Raw genomic sequence first — 25,572 nt, 5'->3', positions numbered from 1 at the left:
CTAGCAAAACTCAAAGACACAAGGGGTGCGGCCGACCGAAGGCTGGGGAAATTCAATTTGCACCCCCTCACCCCAACCCCTCTCCCGCGAGGGGAGAGGGGCTTTTCTCAACGCCAGACTGCATGAATTGTTGCAAGCGCGAGATCTGTGCATCCCGTAGCTGCGAAGCGGGGGAGGTTGGGAGGGGGCATTCGAAGCCCACACCTCCCCACCCATCCTTGCGCCTCCCCTACCCCTCCGACGGCTCTTCCACCCTGCGGCGGGCCAGCGGGTGGTGGTCGTGCATGACCTTCTTCAGCCGCTCCGTCACCACATGGGTATAGATCTGCGTCGTCGCGATGTCGGCGTGGCCCAGCATCTTCTGGACCGAGCGCAGGTCGGCGCCATGGTCGAGCAGATGGGTGGCGAAGGCGTGGCGCAGGACGTGGGGGCTGACCTTCTCCGGATCGATGCCGGCGTCGATGGCGAGCTGTTTCAGCAGCTGGGCGAAGCGCTGGCGCGTCAAATGCCCTTCGGCGGAAATGCGTGAGGGGAACAGGAAGGGGCTGTGCCCGGCCGCTTCGCCGCCGGTCGGCGGAATGAAGTGGGCGCGCAGCGGGATGTAGGTCGCCAGCGCCGCCAGCGCCGGGTCGGACAGCGGCACCATCCGCTCCTTGCCGCCCTTGCCGCGGACCAGCAGGCCGCGGCCATCGCGCATGATCGCGGTCATCGGCAGCCCGACCAGTTCCGACACCCGCAGGCCGGTGGCGTAGAGAACCTCCAGCAATGCCACCAGCCGCGGCCCCTCCGGCCCGCCGCGCGCCTCGGCGGTGGACAGCATGGCGCCGACCTCCGCCTCGGTCAGGATCTTGGGCAGCGGGCGGCCCTGCCTGGGGCTGTCGAGCGGCGAGGCGGGGTCCTCGGCGCGGCGGCCTTCGGACAGCAGGAAACGGTAGAACTGCCGCATCGCCGACAGCCGCCGCGCCACGGTGCGGGGCGCGCCGTCCTTGCTCTGCACCGCCAGATAGGCGCGCAGATCCTCGGTTCCCGCCGCATCCAGGGCCACGCTGCGCTGGGCCAGCCAGCGCCCGAGATCGGCGAGGTCGCGTTCATAGGCCAGCCGCGTGTTCACCGCCGCCCCGCGTTCCGCCGTCAGCATGTCGAGGAAGGCGTCCAGATGCGGGGAGGTGGCGAGGGTGCGCGGCTTGCACGGCCGGCCGCGCCGCTTCGCCGGGCTCTTGCTGCCGGTCATTGCTTCGGTGTCATGGCGTTGGTGTCATGGATGGCGGCGTCATGGCGGCGGCGGGCTCCCCGGGGCATGAGGTCATTCGGCGGGCGGATTGGAGATCGGGGTCCCGGAATTCGGGGCCGGCGCGGTGGGGCCGGCGAGAACCGCCAGCGCCTCGCGGGCCAGGGCGCGGGCATCCGGCTCCAGCCCGACCGCCTTCAGGTTGGCCGCCACCCGGGCGGTGACGACGGGCGGCAGGGCGGCAGGGCCGGCCTCTCCCAGCAGCAGCAGGGCGACCACCACCGTCTCGCCGATGCGCCCGCCGGCCGCGGCATCGCCCAGCCGCTGCCACAGCGCCGGATCGACGCCGGCATCGCTGCCGCTGGGCGGTCCGGCGCCGTCCGTGGCCTTCATCCAGGCTTCGTCCGGCACGGCGACACCGGTCGCCTGGAGAAGGGCCAACTGGCCGGCGATGCGGCTGCGGGCAAGGGGATCGGCGCCGCGCAGCGCCTCGTCCAGCCAAGCGGTCAACGCTTGCGGATCCGCGGTTCCCTGACCGCGTCCCGGGCCCGCCGCCACCACGGCCAGCGGCCACAGCCAGGCGGTGTCGGCGCTCCGGCCGCTGCGCAGGGCGAGATCGTGCCAGCGCCGCGCCTGGTCGAGCCGGCCCTGCGCGTAATAGAGCCGTGCCGCCGCCGGTGCCAAGGCCGCCGCGTCGCCGGCCGGCGAGACGCTGTCGAGCAAACCGGCCGCGGCACCGCCGACCGGACCGGCGCGCAGGCGAGGGTCGACGAGTTCGACCGCTAGGGCGGCCAGCGCGACGCGACGGCGTCCGTCCATCGCCGCCGCCATCGCCTGATGGACCAGCGCGCGGGTGCGGGCACCGCGGTCGCGCCGGGCGATGTCGCCGACCCGCAGCAGCTCGTCCCCCACGGCCGGCACCTGGACATACAGGTCGAGAAGCTGCCTGGCGTCGAGAAACAGGGAGGCCGCCGCCCGCTCGCCGGCGGCGGCGCGGGTGGCGGGATCGGTGGAGGGGTTGGTGGCGATGGCGGCCAGCGCCGGCGGGTCGTCCAGCGGCAGCCGGTCGGGCGGGACGGCGATCCGCGCCGTGCGCATGGCGGCGAGCATCAGCGCCAGCCCCTCGCCGTCGCCCTGCAGGGACAGCGAGCGGGCGGGCGGGCGGGCGGCGCCGGCCAGGGCCTCGGCGACCGGCAGGAAGGGGTCGGAGCGCCGGCCGCCGCGCAAGACCCCCAGCGCCTCGTCCGTGCCGGCCCGGTCGCCGACGCGGGCATGGCAGAACAGGGCCAGCCTGATCCAGTAGGGGGAGGCGAAGCCCTTGCCGCGCGCCAGTGCACGCTGGCAGTCCATGCCGCCGCGCACCAGCTCCGCATCGGTCAGCGCCTTCGCCGCCGGCTCATCCGCCGCCAGCGCCGCCGGCAGCAGCCCGGCCAGGGCGGCCGCCCCGGCGGGATCGCCGAGCCGGGCCAGCTTCTCGATGCGCAGGGCGCCGAAACGGCGGGGCGGCGGCACCTCTCCGGTCGCGACCGCGGGAGAACCGGCGCTCAGCAGCAGCCGGCGCTCCAGCGCCTTAATGGTGGGGGACGGGGTGTCGACCGGAAGCGCGGCGATCAGCGGCAGAAGCTCCGCCCGGCCGATGCCGCGCCAGGGATCCCCACCCAGCCCCTGCAGGCCGTCGAGGGTACCGGCCCCGTCCGGGTCGGGCGCGCCCAGCGGGTCGCGCGCGACCGGCGCCGGCCGCGCCACCACCGGAGAGACGGCGGGCGGCGGCGTCACCGCGGGCGGATAGGCCGGCACGACCGCGGGAGTGGGGGCACGGGGAGGGGCGGGAGCCGGGGCAGCGGCCTGGGGTTGGGCGGGAGCGGCGGCGTCGGGCGTCAGCCGGACCGGCGGGCCGAAGGCCTGAGCGGCGGCGGCCACGGTCCAGCCGGCCGCCAGGAACCCGGCCAGCAGCGGCACCGCCATCCGGGAAACGCTCCCGGCCGATGGTCGGGGTTCAGCGCGGGAAGCGCTCATCCGGCAGGACTTTCTCCACCGTTTTCGACGGAGCCGGCAGGTCCCAGGACGCGAGGAAGACCATGCCACCGGCGATCACCAGCAACAGCAGGACGAAGAGGATCGAGAGAAACCGGCTCATGGCACCAGGAACATGTTGTGTCGGAAAACGGAAGACCGGAGCGGAGCTACCACGCCTTGCTTCCGCAGGGCTTGGGACAAGCAATGGCTTTTCTGCTAAAGCATCCGCGACCCCCGCCGCGGCGGGGGGCCGGCGACCGGGGCACCGCCATCGGGGATACCGTCGGGCGGCGCAGTGTAGCCACAGGTTGGGACGCCGCGCAACCCGTCCACCGGTCATCTTCCGACCGTCCGCCGGGCTTTCGGGGGAAGGCCGCGGAGGGGCGGAGCGCTTGTGCAGGCCAGCTTTCGGCGGGTATGAGTGTTGTCTGTTGCAGCGGTGTGACGGCCGGCTCGGACGCCGGCATGGCGGCACCGGAGGGTACGGGTGGCGGATCGGATGGACGTGATGGGACTGCGCAAGGCGATGACGGCCCAGCTTTCGGGACCGGGGCCAGGGACGGGGACGGCGGAGGATGCGGAGCCGCTCCTGCCGCGCACCGTGGTGCTGGTGGGACTGATGGGAGCCGGCAAGAGCGCCATCGGGCGCCGGCTGGCGACGCGCCTGCACCTGCCCTTCCGCGACGCCGACACCGAGATCGAGGCCGCGGCCGGCTGCACCATCGCCGAGATCTTCGCCCGCGACGGCGAGCCGGTCTTCCGGTCCGTCGAACGCCGCATCATCACCCGCCTGGTGAAGGACGAGCCGGTGCACATCCTGGCGACCGGCGGCGGCGCCTTCATGGACCCGGAGACCCGCGCCGCCATCCGCCAGCACGGCGTGTCGGTCTGGCTGCGCGCCGAACTGGACGTGCTGGTCGCCCGCACCGCCCGGCGCACCCACCGCCCGATCCTGAACCAGGGCGACCCGCGCGCCATCCTGGGCCGGCTGATGGAGCAGCGCTATCCCGTCTATGCCGAGGCCGACCTGACCGTGGTCAGCGACGAACGTCCCCCCGAGGTGACGGTGGAGCTGGTGATCGACGCGCTGGAGGCGCATTTCGGCGTCCCGCTTCCCCACCGCCCTCCGCGCGCCGGCCGGCCCGGCAAGCCCGATCCCGGCAAGACCGACCCTTCCAAGACCGACGCCTCCTGATCCCTGCCGCCGCCCCTTCCTGAATCCCCAGCTTCGCGGACTGCCACGATGACCTCCGTTTCCGCCGCCACCCCGGCCGCACTCGACACCGTCCGCCTGGAGCTGGGCGCCCGCAGCTACGACATCCTGGTCGGCGACGGCGTGCTGGCCGATGCCGGCGAGCGCATCGCCGCCGTCACCCGCGGCCGGGCGCCCATCGTGGTGACCGACGCCAACGTCGCGCCCCTGCATCTCGACACCCTCGACGCCGCGATGCTGGCGGCGGGGATCGCGCCGCAGCCGGCCATCGTGCTGCCGGCCGGCGAGAAGACCAAGGATTTCGCCCATTTCCAGCAGCTGATGGACGACGTGCTGGGCCGCGGGATCGAGCGCTCCACCGTGCTGCTGGCGCTGGGCGGCGGGGTGATCGGCGACATCACCGGCTTCGCTGCCGCCTCCGCGCTGCGCGGCATCGACTTCATCCAGGTGCCGACCACGCTGCTGTCCCAGGTCGACAGCTCGGTCGGCGGCAAGACCGGTATCAACAGCCGGCACGGCAAGAACCTGATCGGCGCCTTCCACCAGCCGCGCCTGGTCATCGCCGACACCGCGACGCTCGACACCCTGCCCCGGCGCGAGGTGCTGGCCGGCTATGCCGAGGTGGTGAAATACGGCCTGATCCGCCAGCCCGACTTCTTCGCCTGGCTGGAACGGAACGGCCGGCGGGTGGTCGACGGCGACAGCGATGCCCGGCGCCATGCGGTGACGGTCAGCTGCCGCGCCAAGGCCGACATCGTCGGCGTCGACGAGCGGGAGAGCGGCGACCGCGCCCTGCTGAACCTGGGCCACACCTTCGGCCATGCGCTGGAGGCGGCGACCGGCTTCGGCCAGACCCTGCTGCATGGCGAGGGGGTGGCGATCGGCATGGTCCTGGCCTTCGACCTGTCGGTGCGGCTGGGGCTGTGCCCGGCCGAGGACGCCCGGCGCGCCCGCGCCCATCTGGCCGATGTCGGCCTGCCGGTGCGCCCGGCCGACATCGCCGGCGTCGCCTGGGACGTCGATGCGCTGGTGCGGTCGATGGCCAAGGACAAGAAGGTGCAGGACGGCCGCATCACCTTCATCCTGGCCGACCGCATCGGCAATGCCTTCACCCGCCGCGACGTCGATGCCGCCGCCGTCCGCGCCGTGTTGGAAGAGTCGGTCATGCCGGCCTGATCCGGCCAATCACGGATAATCCGCCTTTCGCACAATAGCCGCGCCGACGGTTGCCTGCCCATACTCCCCGCGAAGACCACGGCCAGTCCGCCGCGGCACCAACGGGAGGATGGGTGATGAAGGCATTGACGGGCATGTCGGCATTGGGAGCGCTGCTGCCGGCGGCGGCCGTGCTTTTGGGCGCGGTGCCGGCGCTGGCGCTGGAGGTGCGCGAGCAGGCGACGATCAAGGCGCCGATCGAACAGGTGTGGAAGCAGATCGCCCCCTTCTGCGCCATCGGCGACTGGCACCCGGCGGTGGAAAGCTGCAACCTGCGCAAGACCGGCGACAGGCAGGACCGCGACCTCGCGCTGAAGGGCGGCGGCGCCATCCAGGAACGGCTGACCGGTCTTTCCACCGCCAGGCACCGGCTGCGTTACACGCTGCTGAGCGGGCCGCTGCCGGTGAGGAACTACACCTCCACCATCAGGCTGAGCGCGGTCGACGCCGGCACCACCCGCATCACTTGGTCCTCCCGCTTCGAAGCCAAGGGTGCGTCGGACGCGGAGGCTCGCAAGGCCATCGCCGGCATCTACACCAGCGGCTTCGACGGCCTGCGCAAACGCCTGGAATCCGGCCAGTAATGGTACCCGGGGCAAAGACATACCTTGATATGCGTAAAGTTTTCAGCAATCGGTTCTATTGACTATTGGAGCATCAAGCTGACAGGATCGGGCATAGCGCGGTGCGAGATCGCGATCGAGTGCATCGTTCGTCCACAAAACCTGCAATCACGAGGGAGATGGGACACATGCCGACACGCCGACTGATGCCTGACGTCATCAAGAACCAGGAGCTGTCCTGCCTGCCGCCCGGCGCCAGCGTGCGCGATGCCGCCACGCTGATGGCGGAAAAGCGCATCGCCGCGGTGCTGGTCACCGAAGGGCGGAGGCTGAAGGGCATCGTCACCGAGCGCGACATGACCGCCCGCGTGATCGCGGCCGGGCTCGACCCCGGCACCACCCCGCTGTCGGCGGTGATGACCGCCGACCCGGACACGCTGGAGCCGTCCGCCAGCGCGTTGGAGGCACTGGACCTGATGGAGCGGCACCATTACCGCCACCTGCCCATCGCGGTGGGCGGCGAGGTGGTCGGCATGGTGTCGATCCGCGACCTGTTCGCCGTGGTGCGCACCCATCTGGAGGACGAGCTGCGCAACCGTGAGGCCTACATGTTCGGCAGCGGCTATTCGGCGGAGGCCACGCTGGGATGAAGCTTGACCCATAGGTAACGCTGCATTGCGGTGGGGTCGGGTTGACCGGGCGCCCGGCCCCACCGATAGTCGAGGGTGAGCCATCCTCCCCTGCCGAACTGGAAAGCCCGATGTCCGCGTCCTCGCTGTCCGCCCCCGCCGCGCGCGAGCCGATCCACACCCGCCGCGTCACCTGCCAGGGTTTCCGGCGCGCCGACGGGCTGTGGGACATCGAAGGCCATCTGACCGACGTCAAGAGCTATGGCTTCCACACGGAGGAGCGCGGGCATATGGAGCCCGGCACGCCGATCCACCAGATGTGGATGCGCCTGACGGTCGACGACACGCTGACCGTCCAGGCGGTGGAGGCGGTGACCCAGCACAGCCCCTATGCCGCCTGCGGCAGCATCACGCCGCGGTTCCAGCAGTTGGTGGGCTTGCGCGTCGGGCCGGGCTGGACCCGGTCGGTGAAGGAGCGGCTGGGGGGAGCGAAGGGCTGCACCCATCTGGTGGAGCTGCTGGGCCCGCTGGCGACCACCGCCTTCCAGACCATCTACCCGATCCTGGCCCGCGAAGCGGCCAAACGTCCCGGAAACGCCGGAAAACCGGCTGACGGCGACGGCAAGCGGCCGGTCCTGCTGAACATGTGCCACATCTTCGACAGCAACGGCGAGCAGGTGCGCAGACAGTGGCCGGCGCATTATACCGGCGACCGTGATGACGACACCCTCCGCGACGAGGCGGCGGAATAGGCGTCGTTCAGGCGTCCAGACCGGATCGGACGGGACCGGGCAGCGCCGGATTCGGCGCCTGGTAGCCGCTGCTGGCGGCGATCGCGGTCTTGACGCCCTCGGCCTCGCCCGACGCCGGCAGATCGAATGGCGTGCCGACGAACGGGTCGCTGCCGCCATGGCCGGCGCGCAGATGGCCGTCCTCGGTACAGGCCCGCCGGTAATAGGAGGCGATGAAGACGCGCACGGCGGACGTCAGGGTGACGTCCGCATCGTCCGGATCGATGCCCCGGCGGCGAGCCTGTTCCTCGATCCGCTCCTTGATCTGGGTGCAGAGGCGGTTGACGGTCAGACCTTCCCGGCGGCCGATATCCTCCAGGGCGTCCCACATCGACGGTTCCAGCCTCATGCTCGTGCGGTGGCCGCCGATCATGATGTTCTGGCTTCTCAACGGTTCCACCCCAGCCTGGGAAGTGTTCGCACGTTTCTTTTTCGGCCCACGCTTCGCCATCCGCAGCCCCTTCCACGAAGCCGCCGGCGGACATGCGAAGTTCTTGTCCACCCCGGCGCGATAAATGGTTGCATATACGGCACTTTACTAAACGCAGCGAGAAATGCAACCGCGCTGACGTCTCAGGTTCTTACATCACTTCCAGGAATCGCCTTTTGGTTGCATTCATATGTATGTAATTCCGGCTTCTCGATCGCCCGCCGCCAAGTGCACGCGTGGATCGGCACGCGGAGCGGGCAGGGGGAAGCGTGAGGGGAGCGTCCCGTTCAGGCCCCGGCTTCGCCGGGGGTTTGCGTGGTTAGGCCCAGTGCATGCACCCGTTCGCGCAGTTCATCGGCCAGCAGGGCATAGACCATCCGCTGGCGCTCGACCCGCGATTTCCCGGCGAAGGCGGCGGAGACGACGGTGACGTGGAAATGGGTTTCCCCGGCGGCATCGGCCCCGGCATGGCCGGCATGGCGGGCGCTGTCGTCGACGACCTCGAGCCGTTCCGGCGCCAGTCCGGCGGCCAGCTTCTCGCGGATGCGGGTGGCGTATTCCATGGCAGGATCCTGATGTCTCGGCGCTGGCCGGGGATGCGGCGGATGGCGGCGGCGGGAAAGCGTTTCCCGCAGGCACCGCCCGGAATCAGGAGAGGGGGCGATCCCCGCTCTGTCAAGCGTCTGTCAAGCGCGACGCCCCGCTGATTGCGGATGACGGAAGCCTGATTCGGCGTGCTTGCCAGAGGCACCGGCTCTTCCCATACTTGCCCGATGACCAGGAACCGCACCCGCTCCAGTTACGACAGCTATGCCGCCCCGCGCGCGGCCACCCGTGTGTGCGACCATCCCGATTGCGTCGCCGCGGGCGAATACCGTGCGCCGAAGAGCCGCAGCAGCCTCAACGAATACTGGTGGTTCTGCCTGGACCATGTCCGGGAGTACAACCGGGCCTGGGACTATTACGCCGGCATGTCCACCGACCAGATCGAGGCGGAGGTGCGGCAAGACACGACCTGGCAGCGGCCGAGCTGGCCGCTCGGCAAATGGGCGACGCAGGAGCGCTTCATCCGCGACCGCGTGGTCAACGGCTTCAGTTTCGAATTCGGCCAGGACACCGGCAAGACGAAGAACGAGGAAAAGGCGCACCGGCGCCACCACGCCCGCACCGAAGAGGAAAAGGCGCTGGCGGTCCTCGAATTGACGCCTCCCGTGGACTTCGCGCGGATCAAGGCACGCTATCGGGAGCTTGCGAAAAAGCATCATCCCGATGCCAACGGCGGCGACAAGGCTGCGGAAGAACGCCTGAAAGAAATCAATCAGGCCTACAATACGCTGAAAGCCTGTTATGCTGCCTGAACCCCCGTTGGCGGGCCGGGTCAATCCCGCGGCCGCCGGACAACCGACACTCGCTGGAACGTAAGAAACCACCCATGGCTTCCCAAGGAGCGACCCAGGCCAGCTCGGCCCTGTTCGACCACAAGCCCGACACGACGGTCTCGGTGCGCAAGGTCTTCGGCATCGACAGCGACATGCAGGTGCCGGCCTTCAGCCAGCGCTCGGAGCATGTGCCCGACCTCGACAGCGCCTACCGGTTCGACCGGGACACGACGCTGTCCATCCTCGCCGGCTTCGCCTACAACCGCCGCGTCATGGTCCAGGGCTATCACGGCACCGGCAAGTCGACCCACATCGAGCAGGTGGCGGCCCGGCTGAACTGGCCCTGCATCCGCGTCAACCTGGACAGCCACATCAGCCGCATCGACCTGATGGGCAAGGACGCCATCGTCCTGCGCGACGGCGTGCAGGTCACCGAATACCGCGAGGGCATCCTGCCCTGGGCCCTGCAGCATGCCTGCGCCCTGGTGTTCGACGAATACGACGCCGGCCGTCCCGACGTGATGTTCGTGATCCAGCGCGTGCTGGAGGTGGAAGGCAAGCTGACGCTGCTCGACCAGAACCGCGTCATCCGCCCGCACCCGGCCTTCCGCCTGTTCGCCACCGCGAACACGGTGGGCCTGGGCGACACCACCGGCCTCTATCATGGCACGCAGCAGATCAACCAGGGCCAGATGGACCGTTGGAACATCGTGGCGACGCTGAACTACCTGCCGGTCGACGCCGAGGTGAAGATCGTCCAGGCCAAGGTCGCGTCCTACGACGACGCCAAGGGTCGGGATACGGTGGCGTCGATGGTGCGTCTGGCCGACCTGACCCGCGCCGGCTTCATCAACGGCGACATCTCCACCGTCATGAGCCCGCGCACGGTGATCACCTGGGCCGAGAACGCGCAGATCTTCAACGACGTCGCCTTCGCCTTCCGCATCACCTTCCTCAACAAGTGCGACGAGGTGGAGCGGCCGACGGTGGCCGAATACTACCAGCGCTGCTTCGGCGTCGAGCTGCCGGAGACGGGGGTCCAGGCGACCCTCGTGTGAGAGGTCGGCCGGTAGACCGGACGGAGGAAAGCGATGGGATACGCATGGATCGGACCGGACGGGAAACTCACGCTTCCGCAAAGCGTGCGTGACCGGCTTCGGCTCGGTCCCGGCGACTCCCTGCGGGTCGAAGTGACCGATGACGACCACGGCCTCGCGCTTTCCCCGACCACGGCACCCCTGGAACCCTTCCTATGGGAGGCGCTGGCGGACATCGCCAAGCGGGAAGGGCGCTCCGTCGAGGAGTTGTGCGATCTGGTCCGGGATCGGGTCGCGGCCATTGCCCACCGTGGCGACCGGGCACCCGACGATGCCCCGCAGATCTTGGCGTCGGCACTGCGGGTTTACATCACCGGCTACTATCGCCGGGCCTGCGACGGACGGCAGGCGGCCTCCGCCGACCCGTTCGCCGACACGCCGCTCGCCTTGCCCGAGGTTGCAGCGACCGTGGCTCACCCCGGCCCGAAGCATCGGATCGAGGATCTGTTCGGCATCGCCGGTCGTTTCCACCGGCCGGTGTCGGTGGAGGAGATGGACGAGGCCATCGAGGATGCCGCTGCCGAGAGATTCCGGCGGACATGATCGGACTGGACACGAACACGCTCGTCCGCCTGATCGTCGACGATGACCAGGAACAGGCCGCCCGCGCCCGCAATGCCGTCAGTCTTGCAGTGGCGGACGGCAAGCGGCTGTTCGTGAACAGGATCGTGTTGGCGGAAGTCGTCTGGGTGATGGAACGGGCCTACAAGCGTCCGCGCGCGGAAATCTGCTCGATCCTCGACCGCCTTCTGAACACCGTGGGCCTGATCGTCGAGGACCGCGAAGTGGCGCTTGAAGCTTTGGAGCGCTACCGTACCGGTCCGGCCGGTTTCGCCGACGGGCTGATCGCCGTGGGCAACCGGGTTTCCGGCTGCGCCTGCACGCTGACTTTCGACCGGAAGGCCGCGCGCCTGCCAGAATTTCAACATCCGGCTTGATGATATGACCACCCAGAACGACACCCCCGTCGAGGCCTTCAAGCGGTCCACCACCGCCACGGTGCGCGCCATGTCCCGGCGAGCGGAGGTGCAGGTGGGCTTTTCGTCCGATCCGCCGGGGCTGGCCGGCCAGCGGGTGCGGGTGCCGCTGCCGGCGCGCGACCTCAACCCCGTCGAGGTCGCCAAGCTGCGCGGGGCGGCCGATGCCGTCGCGCTTCGGCTGCGCTACCACGACGCCACGGTGCATGCCCACCGCATGCCGCTCGGCGATGCGGCCCGCCAGGCCTATGACGCGATGGAACAGGCGCGCTGCGAGGCGCTGGGCAGCCGCGACATGGCCGGCGTCGCCCACAATCTGGAAGCGGCGCTGGAGGATCGCTACACCCGCCAGGGCTTCGACCGCTTCGACGACCGTGGGCAGGTGCCGCTGTCGGAAGCGCTGCGGCTGATGGCGCGCGAGGCGATGACCGGGGCCACGCCGCCGCCCGCCGCCGCCCATGCCGTCGATCTCTGGCGCCCGTGGATCGAGGAGCGGCTGGGCCGGGACATGAAGGGGCTGGCGACCTACGCCGGCGACCAGGAGGCCTATGCCAAGGCCGTCCGCCGGCTGCTGGCCGACCTCGACATGGAAGTCGGGCAGGAAGCCGACCAGGAGGAGGAGGAGGACCAGCAGACCCAGTCCTCCGAGGACGAGGAGTCGCCCGAGCACGGCCAGACCCGCGGCCAGGACGACGACCAGTCGGAGTCCGAATCCATGGCTTCGTCGGAGATGCAGGACTCATCGGAGGCCGGCGAGAGCGCCGAGGAGGGCGCCGGCGAGGAAGGCGACATGGAGATGGGCGAGGGCGAGGGGGCGGAGGAGCCCGCCGGCCCCGGCCAGCCCTGGCGCAACGACGCCAGCCGCCGCAACGAGCCCGATCCCAACGCCTACAAGGCCTTCACCACCCAGTATGACGAGGTGGTCGACGCCGCCGACCTCTGCGACCCGGCGGAGCTGGAGCGGCTGCGCCACCTGCTGGACCAGCAGCTGCAGAATCTGCAGGGCGTGATCTCCAAGCTGGCGAACCGGCTGCAGCGCCGGCTGATGGCCAAGCAGCAGCGCTCCTGGAATTTCGACCTGGAGGAGGGCATCCTCGACGCCGCCCGGTTGGCCCGCGTCGTCGCCAACCCGGTCCTGCCGCTCTCCTTCAAGGCGGAGAAGGAGATGGACTTCCGCGACACCGTGGTGTCGCTGCTGATCGACAATTCCGGCTCGATGCGCGGCCGGCCGATCTCCATCGCCGCGATGAGCGCCGACATCCTCGCCCGCACGCTGGAGCGCTGCGCGGTGAAGGTGGAGGTGCTGGGCTTCACGACCCGCGCCTGGAAGGGCGGCCAGGCACGCGAGGCCTGGGTCGCCGCCGGCAAGCCGCCGCATCCCGGCCGGCTGAACGATCTGCGCCACATCGTCTACAAGGCCGCCGACATGCCGTGGCGGCGTGCCCGCAAGAACCTGGGCCTGATGCTGCGCGAAGGCATCCTGAAGGAGAACATCGACGGCGAGGCGCTGCAATGGGCGCACAACCGCCTGCTCGGCCGGCCGGAACAGCGCCGCATCCTGATGGTGATCTCCGACGGCGCGCCGGTGGACGATTCGACCCTGTCGGTGAATGCCGGCAACTATCTGGAGCGCCACCTGCGCCAGACCATCGAGCAGATCGAGACGCGGTCGCCGGTGGAGCTGGTGGCGATCGGCATCGGCCATGACGTCACCCGCTACTACCGCCGCGCCGTCACCATCGTCGACGCCGAGCAGCTGGGCGGCACGATGATGAACAAGCTGGCCGAGCTGTTCGACGAGGACGACCGCCGCAACGGCCGGCGCAGCTGGCGTTGAGGTAAGGATCGGCACGGAATCGTTTCCAGATTTGTCAGTGACTTAGCTGGAAAAAGACGGTCTGTTCAGGGTGTATCCTTACCTGCCAATCGGCAGGATGCCCGCTTCCGCCTCGGGAGCGGGAGCGGGCGGCGTCGCCGTCCCACCTGCCGATGCCGCCACCTTCGCCGCGTCCTTCTTTTCGTCCCCCAGAACGAGGCGCCAGAGTTCGGTCATGCCGGTGCGGCCGCGGAGCGACCGTCCGCCCTGGCGGACCAGCGGGACGACGTCCTTGCCCTTGGCGGCGGTGACGCCGCTGGTCAGCACGATCACTTCGGCATCGCCCTGCAGGGCCGCCGACAGCTCCTCGATGCGGGCGGCGACGTTCACGGTGTCGCCGACGATGGTGTAGTTGATCCGGCTGTCGGAGCCGATGTTGCCCACCACCACCGGGCCGCTGTGCAGCCCGACGCGGACATGGATCGGCGCCCGGCCTTCGGCGACGCGGCGGCGGTTGTCGGCACGGATGGCGTGGTGGATCGCCAGGGCCGCGCGCAGCCCGCGGATGGCGTGGTCCTCCTGTGCCTCGGGCGCTCCCCAGAAGGCCATCAGCGAATCGCCGATGAACTTGTCCACCGTGCCGCCCTCCGCCTCGATGCAGGCGGCAAGCAGGGTGAAATGCTCGTTCAGCAGGGCGGCGGTGTCGGCGGCGGCCATATGCTCGGCCATGCGGGAGAAGCCGCGGATGTCGGTGAACATCACCGTCACCTCGCGCTGCACGGAATCGAGCCCGCCCTCGGTCTCGCGCTGGCGCATCAGGCGCAGGACCAGCGCCTTCGGCACATAGGTCTCGAACCAGCGCAGGCCGGCGATCATGGCGTTGAAGGCAGTGGCGGCGCGCGCCATCTCGCGCAGACGGGAGTCCGGCAGATCCGGAATGGCGCGGAATTCGAAGGCGCGGACACGGTCGGCGGCCTCGGCCAGCCGCGCCACCTGCCGGCTGATCCGCCGCCCGACCAGCAGCGCCACCCCGACCGACACCAGCAGGATGGCGAAGCCGACCGCACCGGTGATGTAGAGCCGGCGGACCTCGACGTTCAGCTCGCCATCCCGATAGCCGATGCCGATGATCCAGTCCTGCTGGCCGTAACCCGCCATCTTGCGGGTCAGGAAGATGTAGTCGCTGCCGAGAACCTGGACGGCGCGCGCCTCCACCCGCTTCTTCAGCGACTGGACCGGAACGCCGCTGGACCACAAAGCCGCCAGCGCCGGGTCATCCACCTGGTCGATGCGCGGCAGCGGCGGCCCGTTCAGCTTGCCGGAGAAGTCGAAGGTCCGGCCGACCAGGGCCGGGTGGGCCAGCACATGGTCGTGGTCGTACAACACGAAGGCGTTCAGCCCCTGCTCCACATACAGCACCTGCAGGAACCGCGACAGATCGCCCAGCGAGACGCCGACCGCCACCTGTCCCAGATAGCGGCCGTCGCGCCGCACCGGCTGGTAAAGGGTGACGAAGCTGTTCTGCGCCTCCTTCAGCCAGCGCGGATCGGCCCAGCTGGCGGCGCTGCGGTTGGGACCGTCCAGCACCTCGGGCGGGATGTCGCTTTCGCCCTGCATGTCGAACGGCTCGGCGACCAGCCCGCCGTTCAGCCGGCCGACCCGGACCCCGGTCAGGTCCGGGCGGACGAAGGCGAGGCCGGTGACGTCGGGCGCACCGGCCAGCGCACCGCGCAGCGTGTCGGTCATCGCCGTGTTGTCGCCGGCGCGCAACTCGCCGCGCTCGATCAGCCCGGCGACGAAGCGCGCCATCTCCCGCGCCGGGTCGAGCTGGTGGCGCACCCGCACCTCCACCCCGGCCAGCGCCAGATCGGCCTTGTCGTTCAGCAGGGCGAAGGTGTTGGTCCCGGCGCTGACCAGTCCCAGAACCAGAACGCTGGCGACCGCCGCCAGCATCAGCGACCCGAACCCCGCCACCAGCACCGCGGCGATGGGGAGCCGCAGCCGCCGGCGCCCGAAGGGCCTCGGTCCCGATTTCCCTTTCGGCCGCGGCGCGGACTTCGCCGCCGGCTTGCCGGCCGGCTTCACGGCCATCGCCGGAAGGGTAGGGGCAGTCGGGGTGCGCGCTGAAGGGGTATCGGGCATGCGCGGCAGCCTACCCGCCCATCCGTCCGGCGGCAACCCGCGGGGCTGTATCCTTACGCGGATTTCATGCGGTCATGCTCAAGCCGGATCGCGGACTACTCGCCGACGATCACCTTCACCCGGCGGCCGGGTTGCAGCGGGGTGCCGGGCGGCAAGTCGTTGATGATCCGGAACAGCTCCTCGGCGTAAGGCTCCTGCGGCATGCGGCGGACGAAGCCGGCGACGCTGTCGCCGGGCTGCACCGTCGCCACCTGGACGCGGCGGGGACGATAGCGGGCGGCCTCCTCCGCGCTCAGCCGGTGGAAGCTGTTGGCCGCCGCCTGGAAATCGGCATCGAAGCGGGCCAGCGATCCGGCGGGCGCCAGGAAGGTGAAGCGGTACATCCGCCCGTCCGGCGCGCGGATCGCCACCAGCCGGATGTCGGCGCTGTTGCCGTCGGACTCGCCGCGCGTGGTGGCGGTCGCCGCCGGCATGCCGCCGATCGTGGTGCGCTGGACATTGGACAGGGCGGCGGTCTTGCCCCAGACGCCGGTCAGGAAAGCGGCCGGGTCGGAGACGCCGGCGGCCGATCCACCGTCGAAGGCCATCGCGGTGCCGTTCTGCCCCTTGGCGACCACCTGGTCGGCGCCGTTCAGCAGCGCATAGCCCTGCGGCACGGTGAAGGCGATGCCGAGCTGCGGGTGGGCGAAGGTCCGGCCGCGGACATAGCCGTTCTCCGGACTGTCGCCGTAGATCATGCCGTCGACCGCCGCCAGGTAAGGATCGATCGGCCGGGCGCCGCCCTGGGGCATCGAGCGGGCGAGGTCGGCGGCGCGGCGCACGCGCTCCTCGGTCGCCGGATGGCTGGCCAGGAAGTCGAAACCGCCCTCGCCCTTGTTGCCGTCACGCAGCCCCTGATACTGGCCGTCGCGGCGCAGCGTCTCCAGGAAGGTCGCCATGGCGAAGGGATCGTAGCCGGTCCGCCGCAGCGTCTCGACGCCGAGCTGGTCGGCCTCCAGCTCCTGCTCGCGGGAATAGCTGGCGACCACCGCGGTGCCGCCCAGCCCGGCCAGCTGCGCCAGCGTGTCGTTGCCGAACACCAGCCCGACCCCGGCGGCGAGCAGCCCGGCGATGGTCTGCCGGGTCTGGCTCTGCGCCGAATGGTGGGCGGTGACATGGCCGATCTCGTGCGACAGCACGCCGGCCACCTCGGCCTCGTCCTCCGCCAGCGCCAGCAGGCCGCGGGTGACGTAGACGTAGCCGCCGGGCAGGGCGAAGGCGTTGACCACGTCGCTGTCCAGCACGGTGAAGGTCCAGGGCTCGCGCGCCAGCGCCGTGGTGGCGGCCAGTTTGCGGCCGAGCTGGTCGACGTAGCCCTGCAGCCGGGCATCCTTCACCGCCCCGCCGAACTGGGCCAGGATCTTCGGATGCTCCTGCGCGCCCAGCGCCGCCTCGTCGCCACCCGACAGGACGGTGTCGAGCAGCCCGGCCCGGGCCGGTGCGGGCACCACCGGGGCGGGAACGGCGGCGAGCCAAAGCGCGGCCAAAGCGGCACGGAACGGCTTGCGGAAGGGGACGTGGGTCGGCATACCGGTCAGAACCCCGCCCGGCGGCGGATGTTCCGCAACGACGGCCCTCTCGATGCAACGTGTCACGCTCCCGCTTCTGCGTCTGCCGGTCCTGCTGCTGGGCTGGCTGCTGCTGACCGGCGCCGCGGCGGCCGAGCCGCTGCGGGTCGCTGCCGTGCTGGACGGCGACACGCTGGAGCTGGAGGACGGCCGCCGGGTCCGGCTGGCGGGGATCGAGGCGGCCAAGCCGCCGCGCGGCGCCAATCCCGCTGATGGACGCGTCTGGCCGCTGGCGGAGGCGGCGACCGCGGCCCTGGCCGATCTGGCGCTCGGCCGCCGGGTGGCGCTGCACGGGCCGGCGCCGGCCGACCGCCATGGCCGGCTGCTCGCCCATCTGGTGCGGGAGGACGGGGTTTGGCTGCAATCGGCGCTGCTGGTCCGCGGGCTGGCGCGGGTCCACACCCGGCCCGACGCCCGCGCCTATGCCGCCGAGCTGCTGGCCGGCGAGGATGCCGCACGCAATGCCGGGCGCGGGCTGTGGCGCAGCCGGGTCTATGCCGTGCGCGACGCCGGTGACCCGGACGAAGTTTCCCGTGACCGCGACAGCTTCCAGCTGGTGGAGGGGGTCGTGCTGGCCGTCGCCAAGGGCGGGGGCGAGACCTGGCTGGATTTCGGCGCCGACTGGCGCAGCGACGTCACCGTCCATATCGGCCGCGCCGCGATGCGCGAGGTCACCCGCGCCGGCATCGACCCGCTGTCCTTCGAGGGGCGGCGGCTGCGCGTGCGGGGCTGGATCACGCTGCGCAATGGCCCCATGATCGAGATCACCCATCCCGAACAGATCGAGCGGCTGGAACGGGAGGCGGCATCCGCAGCCCTGCGGAGCCCCGGCCCCGACGATGACGATCCGTGGGACGAGGACGAAGCGGAGGATGACCCCGAATGATGAAGCCGTCGATTGCGCGCATGACCGGGTGCATGACCGGATACATGGCCGGGCGCCTGCTCGCGCCCCTGTTGCTGCTGCTTGCCGCCTCACCGTTCGTCACATTTCCGGCGCGGGCCGGTGGGCCGCCGCTGACCATCGCCGTCGGCGGAAGCGAGCGGGCCTTCGACCGCGACACCCTGCTGGCCCGGCCGGACGCGGTGACGGTCGACATTCCCGCCGACGTCTCCTACGGCCGGCCGATGCGCTACCGCGCCGTGCCGCTCGCCAGCCTGCTCGGCACCGCTGAATTCCCACCCGGCACCGTGCTGGAGGGGGTGGCGTCGGACGGCTTCACCGCGCAGCTGCCGCCGGAGCTCTGCCTGCGCACCGGTGCCGACGGCGCCGTCGCCTTCCTGGCGGTCGAGCCGGCCGACAAGCCCTGGCCCAACCTTCCGGGCAAGGAAATGTCCGCCGGTCCCTTCTATCTGGTGTGGGTGCGGCCGGAGGCGTCAGGGGTGCGCAGCGAGCAGTGGCCCTACCAGCTCGCCCGCATCGTCGGCTCCGACGATCCGCTGCGGCGCTGGCCGCAGCTGGCGGTCGAGCAGGGGCTGGCCGCCGACTCGCCCATCCGCGCCGGGCAGGCGGTGTTCATCACCCAGTGCATGGCCTGCCACACCCTGAACGGTGCCGGCAGCGCCACGATGGGGCCGGACCTGAACCGGCCGATGAACCCGACCGAATATCTGACGCCGGCCGGGCTGAAGCGGCTGGTCCGCGACCCCCGCTCCGTTCGGACCTGGCCCGGCCAGCAGATGCCGGGCTTCGACCCGGCGATGCTGAGCGATGCCGACCTCGACCGCGTCGTCGCCTATCTCGGGCACATGGCGGGGCGGAAGGCGCCGTAGGCGCAACACGGTCACGCGACAGGCGACGCCGTCACAGGATCGCGTTGAAGTCGTCGAGCAGCGTGGCGATCCGGCCGCTGTCGCTCTGGTCCATGATGACGCGGGCGCGGCGGCTCGCCTCCATCAGGTCGAGCGCGCGGATGCGCTTCTTCACCGCCGGCACCGCCAGCGGCGCCATCGACAGCTCCCTTACGCCCAGCCCCAGCAGCAGGGCGGAATAGCGCGGGTCGCCGGCGATCTCGCCGCAGACCGACACCGGGATGCGGGCGCGCAGCGCCGCCTCGACCGTGAACTGGATCAGCCGCAGCACGGCAGGATGCAGAGGGTCGTAGAGGGTGGCGACCTGTTCGTCGGCGCGGTCGATGGCCAGCGTGTACTGGGTGAGGTCGTTGGTGCCGATCGAGAAGAAGTCGGCGGCATAGGCCAGCGCGTCGGCCGACAGCGCCGCCCCCGGCACCTCCACCATCACGCCGACCGGCGGCAGCGGGTCGGCGATGGCGATGTTGCGGCGGCGCAGCCGGCGGGCGACCTGTCCCATCATCTCGCGCACCTTCTGCACCTCGGCCACCGAAGCGATCATCGGCAGCAGGATGCGCAGCGGCCCATGGACGCCGGCGCGCAGCATGGCGGCGAGCTGGGTCTCCAGCAGCTTCGGCTCCCGCAGGCCGAGGCGAATGGCCCGCAGGCCCAGCGCGGGGTTGGCCGGTTCGCCATAGCGCCCGGCCATCCAGCCGGCCAGCTTCTCGCCGCCCAGATCCATGGTGCGGGCGGTGACGGTGCGGCCGCCCATCCCCTCGATCATGGTGCGCAGCACGGCATACTGCTCGTCCTCGTCGGGCAGATGGTCGCGGTTCATGAACATGAACTCGGTCCGCAGCAGGCCGATGCCCTGGGCGCCATGCTCCAGCGCCTGGTCGAGGTCGCGCGGCAGCTCCAGGTTCGCCATCAGCGTCACGGCGGTGCCGTCGCGGGTGACGGCGGGCAGCTTGCGCAGGCTCTTCAGCCCCTGGCGCTCGCGCTCGCGGGCGGCGCGGCGCTCGCCGTAGTCGGCCAGCATTTCGGCCGGCGGGTCGATCAACACGCGGCCCTGGAGGCCGTCGACGATCACCGTCACGCCGTTGCGCACGCCGGCCAGCAGGCCGGGCGCGCCCAGCACCGCCGGCAGCCCGAGCGAGCGGGCGAGGATGGCCGTATGCCCTTCCGCCCCGCCCAGCACGGTGGCGAAGCCGCCGACGACGGTGGGATCGAGCAGGGCGGTGTCGGCGGGGGTCAGCTCCTCCGCCAGGATGATGCTGCCGGGGGGCAGGCTGCTGAAGGCCCGGTATTCCTGCTTCATCAGGTTGCGGGTCAGCCGCCGCCCGACCTCGCGGATGTCGTCGATGCGGCCGGCGAGATAGGCGTCGTCCATGCCGGCGAAGGTGGCGGCGATGGCGGCGATCTCCGCCTGGATGGCGGCTTCGGCGTTGACGCGGTCCTGCTTGATGCGATGTTCCACCCCGCGGGTCAGGCGCGAGTTGGTGACCATCGCGAGATGGGCGTCGAGCAGGAAGCCGATCTCCTCCGATGCCGAATCGGGCAGGACCAGCGCCTTGCCCTTCAGCTTCTTGATCTGACGGCGCGCCTTGGTCGCCGCCTCGTTGAAGCGGGCGACTTCCGCCTCGACGGCATCGGAAGCGATGGCATATTCGGGGATGGCGACGGCGCCGCTCTCCACCACATGGGCCGGGCCGATGGCGATGCCGGGCGATACGCCCAGGCCGCGCAGGGCACGCCCCGAACTGCTGGTGGAACCACTCACCGATTCCGGGTGGGGCGTTCCGCCGGAACCGCCGCGGTCGGGGCCGGATACCGGGCCGCCGGCCGGGACACCGGGGGGCAGGTCACTCTTCATCGAACTTGCGGTTGATCAGGTCCAGGAGGGCGTCCATCGCGGCATCGGCTTGGGCGCCGGCGGCACGCAGCTCGACCGTGGTCCCCGGACCGGCAGCCAGCATCATCAGTCCCATGATCGACTCGCCGGACACGACGGACTCGCCGCGGCGCACCGAGATCTCGGCGTCGAAGGTGGCGACCAGCTTGACGAACTTGGCCGAGGCGCGCGCGTGCAGGCCACGCTGGTTGGTGATGGTGGCGGTGCGGCGGATCTCGCCGTCGGCGGATGCCGTGTCGTCGGGGGTGCTCATCGCGGGCGGTCAGTCCGACAGGAGGGTGGAGGCGACGTTGATGTATTTCTGTCCGGCGTCGCGGGCGGCGATCACCGACTTGTCGAGCGGCTCGGTCTTGCGCACGCTGGCGAGCTTGATCAGCATCGGCAGGTTGACGCCGGCGATCACCTCGACCTTCGCCTTGTCCATGATGGAGATGGCGAGGTTGGACGGCGTGCCGCCGAACATGTCGGTCAGCACCACGACCCCCGACCCGTCATCGACCTCCGCCACCGAATTGAGGATGTCCTGGCGGCGCTGTTCCATGTCGTCGTCCGGCCCGATGCACACCGCGCGCACCTGCTGCTGTTCGCCCACGACGTGGAACAATGCGGCGATGAATTCCTCGGCCAGCCGTCCATGGGTGACAAGAACCATACCGATCATGGGACATCCTTCAAGGTTGGGTGCTCCCCGGAGACCTGCGCGCGGGCCGGTGCCGCGAGGCGGCTGCCCGCATCGCATCTGGATCGTTGGTTGGACGTATGGTCGTCAAGGCGCAATTTGCATCATCCCTGGTGGAGGGGTTGATGGCTGGCCTGGTGTGGGGCCTGGTTCCCGGCGGCATTGGCCGTGGCACCGGTCCGCAACCCCTGCCGTTCCAGTTCGCGGTGGCTCAGGTTGACCCGCAGCCCCTGCTCCTTCAGCCAGGCGGCCAGCCGTTCGGCGATGAAGACCGAACGATGCTTGCCGCCGGTGCAGCCGATGGCGATGGTCAGATAGCTCTTGCCTTCCTGATTGTAGCGCGGCAGCAGCGGGCGCAGCAGTTCGGTCAGATTCCGGAAGAAGGCGGGGTAATCGGCATCGCTCTCCACCCGCGCGGCGACGGCCGGGTGCAGGCCGGTCAGCGGGCGAAGCTCCGGATCGTAATGCGGGTTGGTCAGGAACCGCACGTCGAAGACCAGATCGGCTTCGCGCGGAAGACCCTGGCGGAAGGAGAAGGAGGTCACGAACACCTGCAGGGCTGCCTGGGCGTCACGCCGGAAATGCCCGGACAGGATGCGCCGCAAATCGTGAATGGACAGTTGCGTCGTGTCGATGGTGACGTCGGCTTCTTCCTTCAGCGGAAACAGCAGGGCGCGTTCGCGCTGGATGCCGTCGGGCACCGTGCGGTCTTCCGCCAGGGGGTGGCGGCGCCGCGTCTCGGTGAAGCGGCGCTGCAGCACCTCGTCGCCGCAATCGAGGAAGACCAGACCGACCTCCAGCTCGCCGTCGCGCCGCAGTTCCTCCAGCTCGTCCAGGAAATTCTGCGCGGAAAAGTCGCGGGTGCGGCTGTCGATCACCAGGGCCAGCGGCCGGCGTTTCGGGTCGGCCTGCCGGAGCAGGGCGGGGACCAGCGACAGGCGCAGGTTGTCCACCGCCTCATAGCCCAGATCCTCCAGCGCCTTCAGCGCCACCGACATGCCGGCGCCCGACATGCCGGTCACCAGCACGATGCGTCCCCGCGAGGCGGCGGTGTCGGCGGGATCGTCAGGCGCTTCGGAAGACCGCGCGTCGCTTGATGTCATGATACGGCCGACAGGCTGGCGGGCACCCGGTCCAGCCGCCCGCCGCTCAGGCTGGCGGCGGCAAGGCGGATCTTGGCGGGGGTGGAGGCGTCGAAGGCGTGCAGGGCGAGGCGGGGCAGGGCGACATCCAGCAGGGTTTCGGTCTCCGCCTCCGGCAGGCGCTCCACCTCGCAGCGCGGGACCAGATCGACGATCAGGCCGACACCGGCGGACCCGGCGGATGGAACGGCAAGGATGCCGACGCCCCGCACCTCCAGCAGCCCGGCCAGGGCGGGCGGGGGGAAGGCGGTCAGGCTGCCGGGCTCGCACTGCAGCACCACCCGGTCATCCGCGACCAGCAGGGCGCCGCCATCGATCAGTCGCAAGGCCAAATCCGATTTTCCCCGTCCGGACTCCCCACGCAGCAGCACGCCGATTCCGGAGAGCAAGACGCAGGTGCCGTGAATCGTCACCATAGTCTGGCGAAGGTGAGACGTGGCGCCGGTTCTGTCAATGGAAACGGAACGGGGGGCGGGCGGGTCAGGCGGGGAAACCTGTCCGGGCTCCCCCGTCCGCTTCACACCGTTCTTTCGGTGCGTGCAAATGGGCGCGGGGGCTGGTTGCGGGTGGCGTCGCCCGCCTCTCCCGCAACGGGACCGGTCAGGCGCCGGCCGCGCCGCGCGGAATGCCGCGGATCGCTTCCAGTTCCAGGGCGAGCACGTCGCGGCGCCGGATCATCTCGTCCAGATCGTCCAGATCGGCCGCCTCCCGGCAAGCGTCGCGGAAATCCTTCTCCCGCTTCAGCCGGATCAGCAGGACCTTGTAATTGTCGGCGATGCTGGCGAGGTGCCGTTGCGCGCCCTGCAGCGCCTCCGCCAATTGCGTCCGCTCCTGCGCGGAGTCCCGCATCAGCCTTGCAAGTTCCCCCTGCTGCCGGCCGGCATCACGGATCAGACGGGCCAGCCGGTAACGGCGCAGGTCGACGATATCCGCCTTTCCCGAAACGGGATCGGTGCCGATGGACGGGCGGCCCGAAGGAAGGCAGGACCTGGACAGGACATGTACGGGGGATTCGGACGGAACAGACTCTGGCGGAGCTGACTCAGGCATGGCGACCCCACATCTTCGTCCCGGGGTATGACCATCCTCCCGTGCCGCATGAAGCGGGACCAAACAACCGAGCCCATATGGTCCGGCCGCTTCATCAGCCTGCAAGCGAGAATGACCGAAGCCATGATTGATGCTTGTATCCGGCTTGTCTAGCCAAGAGTGGCAAGATCGTCTGGAATTCCGCAGAGCTTTCTACAGCAAAGGCAGGGTCACCACGAAGTCGGCCCCGTCGATAGTCCCGTCCGATACCTGACGGTTTTTCGCAAATACCGAACCATTGTGTGCGCTGACTATCTGTTTGGCGATCGATAGTCCGAGACCGGAGTGGGTCCCGAACTTCTCGCCCGCCGGCCGCTCCGTGTAGAAGCGGTCGAAGATCGCATCCTCTTTTCCCTCCGGGATGCCGGGTCCCTGGTCCGACACCACCACCCTCACGTCGCGGCCGTGGCGCCGGGCGGTCAGCCGCACCAAGCCGCCGGGCGGCGAGAAGGACAGCGCGTTGTCGATCAGGTTCTGGAACACCTGGGTCAGGCGCCCTTCCAACCCGGGAACCACCAACCGCTCGCCCGCCGGCACGTCGACGATCAGGCGCGGCGGCCCGGGCCGGCTCTCCTCTCCGGCAGTCCCGGCCGCCACCCGCTCGTCCAGGGTTTCGGCGACCGTCTGGCGCAGCTCCGCCAGCATCGACAGCAGCAGGCCGATATCCACCGGTTCCGCCTCCGCCCGCGACAGTTCGGCGTCGATACGGGAGGCATTGGAGATGTCGCTGATCAGCCGGTCCAGCCGTTGCACGTCGTCGGCGATGATCGCCATCAGCCGGTCGCGGTGGCGCGGGTCGCGGACGCGTCCCGCCGTCTCCACCGCGCTGCGCAGCGAGGTCAGCGGATTCTTGATCTCGTGGGCGACGTCGGCGGCAAAGCGCTCGATGGCGTCCATCCGCGTCCACAGCGCGTCGGTCATCTCGCGCAGCACGCCGGACAGCTCGCCGATCTCGTCGCCGCGGCGGGTCAGGTCGGGGATCCCGGCATGGCGCCCATGGCTGGTGCGCAGCCGGTCGGCGGCCTGGGCCAGCCGCCGGATCGGCCGGGCGATGGTTCCGGCCAGATAGAAGGAGAGCGCGATGGTCACCAGCAGCGCGACGCCGAACACCCGCAGGATGTCGAAGCGGACGGAGCGGATGGCGCGGTCGATCTCGCCGCCGCCGCGGGCCAGCAGCACGGCCCCCAGCACCTCGCGGTAGCGTTGGACCGGCACCGCGACGGTCAGAAGCAGTTCCGGATCCCCGCCGGCCCCGTCGACGCGCCAGACGGTGGCCGCCGTCTCGCCGCCGAGCGCGCGCTCCACGTCCGGGTTGGGCTGGCCCGGCTTCTCGCGGTAGACCGGCAAGCCCTCGCGGCTCGGCACCACGTCGATCAGGCGGGTGTAGAGGTCGTTGATCGCGCGCGACACCGGGTCGCCGGCCGGCGGCGTGGGAAGCTCGCGGATTTCGATGCGGCCCTGCGATCCCACCAGCACCCGGCTGTCGGAGAGCATCTGCCCGTCGATGTCGTACAGGCGGGTGCGGGTCGCCGTCGCCTCCGCCAGGCGGCGGACCATCGGCCGGGCCAGTTCCGGCGCCAGTTCGAACCGTTCGCCGCTCTCGTCGCCGGTGGGAGAGGGGGGGGTCAGGATGCGGTTCACCGCCCCTTCGCCGAGCGCGGAGGCGAAGATGCGCGCCTCGGTCGCCAGCGCTTCGGTCTCCGCCTGGATCAGCCGGTCCTGGTAGCGGCCGAGATAGAGCAGCCCCGCCAGCAGCACCAGCAGCGCCAGCACGTTCACCGCCAGGATGCGCAGGGTCAGCGGCGACACGCCGCGCCGCCTGACGGGTCTTCCCCCGCCGCCGGGCGTGGACACGG

General features: G+C 70.4%; 26 protein-coding genes. 12 read left to right on the top strand and 14 right to left on the bottom strand.

The window, feature by feature from the left end:
* Window positions 1-229: 229 nt before the first annotated feature.
* The 3 genes from JHL17_RS16385 to JHL17_RS16375 form a co-directional block, all read right to left on the bottom strand.
* The gene (locus tag JHL17_RS16385) at window positions 230-1,231 is read right to left on the bottom strand and encodes a site-specific tyrosine recombinase XerD (protein WP_200194635.1); all 1,002 of its coding nucleotides are present in this window, start codon (window positions 1,229-1,231) and stop codon (window positions 230-232) included.
* 72 nt (window positions 1,232-1,303) lie between these two features.
* On the bottom strand, window positions 1,304-3,193 hold the full coding sequence (locus JHL17_RS16380; RefSeq protein WP_247893592.1) for a hypothetical protein: 1,890 nt from the start codon (window positions 3,191-3,193) through the stop codon (window positions 1,304-1,306).
* 31 nt (window positions 3,194-3,224) lie between these two features.
* Window positions 3,225-3,365, bottom strand: coding sequence for a hypothetical protein (locus tag JHL17_RS16375; protein WP_167393297.1), 141 nt, complete (start codon window positions 3,363-3,365; stop codon window positions 3,225-3,227).
* A 378-nt stretch (window positions 3,366-3,743) separates the two neighbouring features.
* Between JHL17_RS16375 and JHL17_RS16370 the strand changes: the two genes are divergently transcribed.
* The 5 genes from JHL17_RS16370 (at window position 3,744) to JHL17_RS16350 (ending at window position 7,616) form a co-directional block, all read left to right on the top strand.
* On the top strand, window positions 3,744-4,439 hold the full coding sequence (locus JHL17_RS16370) for a shikimate kinase (RefSeq protein WP_425599622.1): 696 nt from the start codon (window positions 3,744-3,746) through the stop codon (window positions 4,437-4,439).
* A 48-nt stretch (window positions 4,440-4,487) separates the two neighbouring features.
* Window positions 4,488-5,633, top strand: coding sequence for a 3-dehydroquinate synthase (aroB, locus tag JHL17_RS16365; protein ID WP_200194631.1), 1,146 nt, complete (start codon window positions 4,488-4,490; stop codon window positions 5,631-5,633).
* Between the two features lie 116 nt (window positions 5,634-5,749).
* Window positions 5,750-6,256, top strand: coding sequence for an SRPBCC family protein (locus JHL17_RS16360; protein WP_200194629.1), 507 nt, complete (start codon window positions 5,750-5,752; stop codon window positions 6,254-6,256).
* 167 nt (window positions 6,257-6,423) lie between these two features.
* Complete coding sequence (locus JHL17_RS16355) at window positions 6,424-6,885, top strand: CBS domain-containing protein (RefSeq protein WP_200194627.1); 462 nt, start codon at window positions 6,424-6,426, stop codon at window positions 6,883-6,885.
* A gap of 110 nt (window positions 6,886-6,995) precedes the next feature.
* Window positions 6,996-7,616, top strand: a complete 621-nt coding sequence (locus tag JHL17_RS16350; protein WP_200194625.1) for a DUF2889 domain-containing protein — start codon at window positions 6,996-6,998, stop codon at window positions 7,614-7,616.
* Between the two features lie 7 nt (window positions 7,617-7,623).
* On the opposite strand, the gene JHL17_RS16345 is transcribed toward JHL17_RS16350, so the two are convergent.
* Window positions 7,624-8,055 carry a ribbon-helix-helix domain-containing protein gene (locus tag JHL17_RS16345; RefSeq protein ID WP_345773825.1) on the bottom strand — a complete coding sequence of 144 codons (432 nt, stop codon included), beginning with the start codon at window positions 8,053-8,055 and terminating at the stop codon, window positions 7,624-7,626.
* Window positions 8,056-8,372: 317 nt separating this feature from the next.
* Complete coding sequence (locus tag JHL17_RS16340; protein WP_200194623.1) at window positions 8,373-8,648, bottom strand: BolA family protein; 276 nt, start codon at window positions 8,646-8,648, stop codon at window positions 8,373-8,375.
* Window positions 8,649-8,858: 210 nt separating this feature from the next.
* Between JHL17_RS16340 and JHL17_RS16335 the strand changes: the two genes are divergently transcribed.
* From JHL17_RS16335 to cobT, 5 genes are all read left to right on the top strand, one after another.
* Window positions 8,859-9,443 (top strand): J domain-containing protein, encoded by a 585-nt coding sequence (locus JHL17_RS16335; protein WP_200194621.1) that lies wholly within the window; start codon window positions 8,859-8,861, stop codon window positions 9,441-9,443.
* A 74-nt stretch (window positions 9,444-9,517) separates the two neighbouring features.
* Window positions 9,518-10,522, top strand: coding sequence for a cobaltochelatase subunit CobS (gene cobS, locus JHL17_RS16330; RefSeq protein WP_200194619.1), 1,005 nt, complete (start codon window positions 9,518-9,520; stop codon window positions 10,520-10,522).
* Between the two features lie 33 nt (window positions 10,523-10,555).
* Entirely contained in the window at window positions 10,556-11,104 is a 549-nt protein-coding gene (locus JHL17_RS16325) for a ribbon-helix-helix domain-containing protein (RefSeq protein ID WP_200194617.1), read from the top strand.
* Window positions 11,101-11,499 (top strand): type II toxin-antitoxin system VapC family toxin, encoded by a 399-nt coding sequence (locus JHL17_RS16320; RefSeq protein ID WP_200194615.1) that lies wholly within the window; start codon window positions 11,101-11,103, stop codon window positions 11,497-11,499. Before JHL17_RS16325 ends, JHL17_RS16320 begins: the two co-directional genes overlap by 4 nt.
* 4 nt (window positions 11,500-11,503) lie before the next feature.
* Window positions 11,504-13,375: a cobaltochelatase subunit CobT gene (cobT, locus tag JHL17_RS16315; protein ID WP_200194613.1), complete on the top strand. Its 1,872-nt coding sequence runs from the start codon at window positions 11,504-11,506 to the stop codon at window positions 13,373-13,375.
* Between the two features lie 78 nt (window positions 13,376-13,453).
* On the opposite strand, the gene JHL17_RS16310 is transcribed toward cobT, so the two are convergent.
* Entirely contained in the window at window positions 13,454-15,496 is a 2,043-nt protein-coding gene (locus JHL17_RS16310; protein ID WP_200194611.1) for an adenylate/guanylate cyclase domain-containing protein, read from the bottom strand.
* A 95-nt stretch (window positions 15,497-15,591) separates the two neighbouring features.
* Window positions 15,592-17,064: a M48 family metalloprotease gene (locus tag JHL17_RS16305; protein WP_211113439.1), complete on the bottom strand. Its 1,473-nt coding sequence runs from the start codon at window positions 17,062-17,064 to the stop codon at window positions 15,592-15,594.
* Between the two features lie 52 nt (window positions 17,065-17,116).
* Between JHL17_RS16305 and JHL17_RS16300 the strand changes: the two genes are divergently transcribed.
* Window positions 17,117-17,989: a thermonuclease family protein gene (locus tag JHL17_RS16300; protein ID WP_247893590.1), complete on the top strand. Its 873-nt coding sequence runs from the start codon at window positions 17,117-17,119 to the stop codon at window positions 17,987-17,989.
* Between the two features lie 32 nt (window positions 17,990-18,021).
* Window positions 18,022-18,876 (top strand): cytochrome c, encoded by an 855-nt coding sequence (locus JHL17_RS16295; RefSeq protein WP_247893589.1) that lies wholly within the window; start codon window positions 18,022-18,024, stop codon window positions 18,874-18,876.
* Window positions 18,877-18,907: 31 nt separating this feature from the next.
* On the opposite strand, the gene ptsP is transcribed toward JHL17_RS16295, so the two are convergent.
* The 7 genes from ptsP to JHL17_RS16260 all read right to left on the bottom strand — a co-directional run bounded on the left by ptsP (window position 18,908) and on the right by JHL17_RS16260 (window position 25,570).
* Complete coding sequence (gene ptsP / locus JHL17_RS16290; RefSeq protein ID WP_200194609.1) at window positions 18,908-20,767, bottom strand: phosphoenolpyruvate--protein phosphotransferase; 1,860 nt, start codon at window positions 20,765-20,767, stop codon at window positions 18,908-18,910.
* Window positions 20,757-21,059: an HPr family phosphocarrier protein gene (locus tag JHL17_RS16285; RefSeq protein ID WP_200194607.1), complete on the bottom strand. Its 303-nt coding sequence runs from the start codon at window positions 21,057-21,059 to the stop codon at window positions 20,757-20,759. Before JHL17_RS16285 ends, ptsP begins: the two co-directional genes overlap by 11 nt.
* A 9-nt stretch (window positions 21,060-21,068) precedes the next feature.
* On the bottom strand, window positions 21,069-21,467 hold the full coding sequence (locus JHL17_RS16280) for a PTS sugar transporter subunit IIA (RefSeq protein ID WP_042690507.1): 399 nt from the start codon (window positions 21,465-21,467) through the stop codon (window positions 21,069-21,071).
* A gap of 122 nt (window positions 21,468-21,589) precedes the next feature.
* Window positions 21,590-22,588, bottom strand: a complete 999-nt coding sequence (gene rapZ, locus JHL17_RS16275; protein WP_200194605.1) for an RNase adapter RapZ — start codon at window positions 22,586-22,588, stop codon at window positions 21,590-21,592.
* Entirely contained in the window at window positions 22,585-23,043 is a 459-nt protein-coding gene (locus JHL17_RS16270) for an HPr kinase/phosphorylase (RefSeq protein ID WP_200194603.1), read from the bottom strand. Before JHL17_RS16270 ends, rapZ begins: the two co-directional genes overlap by 4 nt.
* 184 nt (window positions 23,044-23,227) lie before the next feature.
* On the bottom strand, window positions 23,228-23,476 hold the full coding sequence (locus tag JHL17_RS16265) for a hypothetical protein (protein WP_247893588.1): 249 nt from the start codon (window positions 23,474-23,476) through the stop codon (window positions 23,228-23,230).
* Window positions 23,477-23,869: 393 nt separating this feature from the next.
* Entirely contained in the window at window positions 23,870-25,570 is a 1,701-nt protein-coding gene (locus JHL17_RS16260; protein WP_200194601.1) for a stimulus-sensing domain-containing protein, read from the bottom strand.
* Between the last annotated feature and the right edge of the window lie 2 nt (window positions 25,571-25,572).

The organism is Azospirillum endophyticum (assembly GCF_016595245.1).
GTDB classification, from domain to species: domain Bacteria; phylum Pseudomonadota; class Alphaproteobacteria; order Azospirillales; family Azospirillaceae; genus Azospirillum; species Azospirillum endophyticum.
Note: the sequence above shows the minus strand (reverse complement) of the source record. Positions and strands in the feature narration are given on the sequence as shown.

Bases quoted from the DNA above. Each gene is read 5' to 3' on its own strand.
- JHL17_RS16305 (WP_211113439.1), bottom strand. From the start codon at position 17,064: ATGCCGACCCACGTCCCCTTCCGCAAGCCGTTCCGTGCCGCTTTGGCC.
- JHL17_RS16340 (WP_200194623.1), bottom strand. From the start codon at position 8,648: ATGGAATACGCCACCCGCATCCGCGAGAAGCTGGCCGCCGGACTGGCG.
- JHL17_RS16375 (WP_167393297.1), bottom strand. From the start codon at position 3,365: ATGAGCCGGTTTCTCTCGATCCTCTTCGTCCTGCTGTTGCTGGTGATC.
- ptsP (WP_200194609.1), bottom strand. From the start codon at position 20,767: ATGAAGAGTGACCTGCCCCCCGGTGTCCCGGCCGGCGGCCCGGTATCC.
- JHL17_RS16265 (WP_247893588.1), bottom strand. From the start codon at position 23,476: ATGCGGGACTCCGCGCAGGAGCGGACGCAATTGGCGGAGGCGCTGCAG.
- JHL17_RS16295 (WP_247893589.1), top strand. From the start codon at position 18,022: ATGACCGGATACATGGCCGGGCGCCTGCTCGCGCCCCTGTTGCTGCTG.
- JHL17_RS16310 (WP_200194611.1), bottom strand. From the start codon at position 15,496: ATGCCCGATACCCCTTCAGCGCGCACCCCGACTGCCCCTACCCTTCCG.
- cobT (WP_200194613.1), top strand. From the start codon at position 11,504: ATGACCACCCAGAACGACACCCCCGTCGAGGCCTTCAAGCGGTCCACC.
- cobS (WP_200194619.1), top strand. From the start codon at position 9,518: ATGGCTTCCCAAGGAGCGACCCAGGCCAGCTCGGCCCTGTTCGACCAC.
- JHL17_RS16300 (WP_247893590.1), top strand. From the start codon at position 17,117: ATGCAACGTGTCACGCTCCCGCTTCTGCGTCTGCCGGTCCTGCTGCTG.
- aroB (WP_200194631.1), top strand. From the start codon at position 4,488: ATGACCTCCGTTTCCGCCGCCACCCCGGCCGCACTCGACACCGTCCGC.
- JHL17_RS16270 (WP_200194603.1), bottom strand. From the start codon at position 23,043: ATGGTGACGATTCACGGCACCTGCGTCTTGCTCTCCGGAATCGGCGTG.
- JHL17_RS16380 (WP_247893592.1), bottom strand. From the start codon at position 3,193: ATGGCGGTGCCGCTGCTGGCCGGGTTCCTGGCGGCCGGCTGGACCGTG.
- JHL17_RS16325 (WP_200194617.1), top strand. From the start codon at position 10,556: ATGGGATACGCATGGATCGGACCGGACGGGAAACTCACGCTTCCGCAA.
- JHL17_RS16280 (WP_042690507.1), bottom strand. From the start codon at position 21,467: ATGATCGGTATGGTTCTTGTCACCCATGGACGGCTGGCCGAGGAATTC.
- JHL17_RS16355 (WP_200194627.1), top strand. From the start codon at position 6,424: ATGCCGACACGCCGACTGATGCCTGACGTCATCAAGAACCAGGAGCTG.
- JHL17_RS16285 (WP_200194607.1), bottom strand. From the start codon at position 21,059: ATGAGCACCCCCGACGACACGGCATCCGCCGACGGCGAGATCCGCCGC.
- JHL17_RS16370 (WP_425599622.1), top strand. From the start codon at position 3,744: ATGGACGTGATGGGACTGCGCAAGGCGATGACGGCCCAGCTTTCGGGA.
- JHL17_RS16350 (WP_200194625.1), top strand. From the start codon at position 6,996: ATGTCCGCGTCCTCGCTGTCCGCCCCCGCCGCGCGCGAGCCGATCCAC.
- JHL17_RS16385 (WP_200194635.1), bottom strand. From the start codon at position 1,231: ATGACCGGCAGCAAGAGCCCGGCGAAGCGGCGCGGCCGGCCGTGCAAG.
- JHL17_RS16360 (WP_200194629.1), top strand. From the start codon at position 5,750: ATGAAGGCATTGACGGGCATGTCGGCATTGGGAGCGCTGCTGCCGGCG.
- JHL17_RS16335 (WP_200194621.1), top strand. From the start codon at position 8,859: ATGACCAGGAACCGCACCCGCTCCAGTTACGACAGCTATGCCGCCCCG.
- rapZ (WP_200194605.1), bottom strand. From the start codon at position 22,588: ATGACATCAAGCGACGCGCGGTCTTCCGAAGCGCCTGACGATCCCGCC.
- JHL17_RS16320 (WP_200194615.1), top strand. From the start codon at position 11,101: ATGATCGGACTGGACACGAACACGCTCGTCCGCCTGATCGTCGACGAT.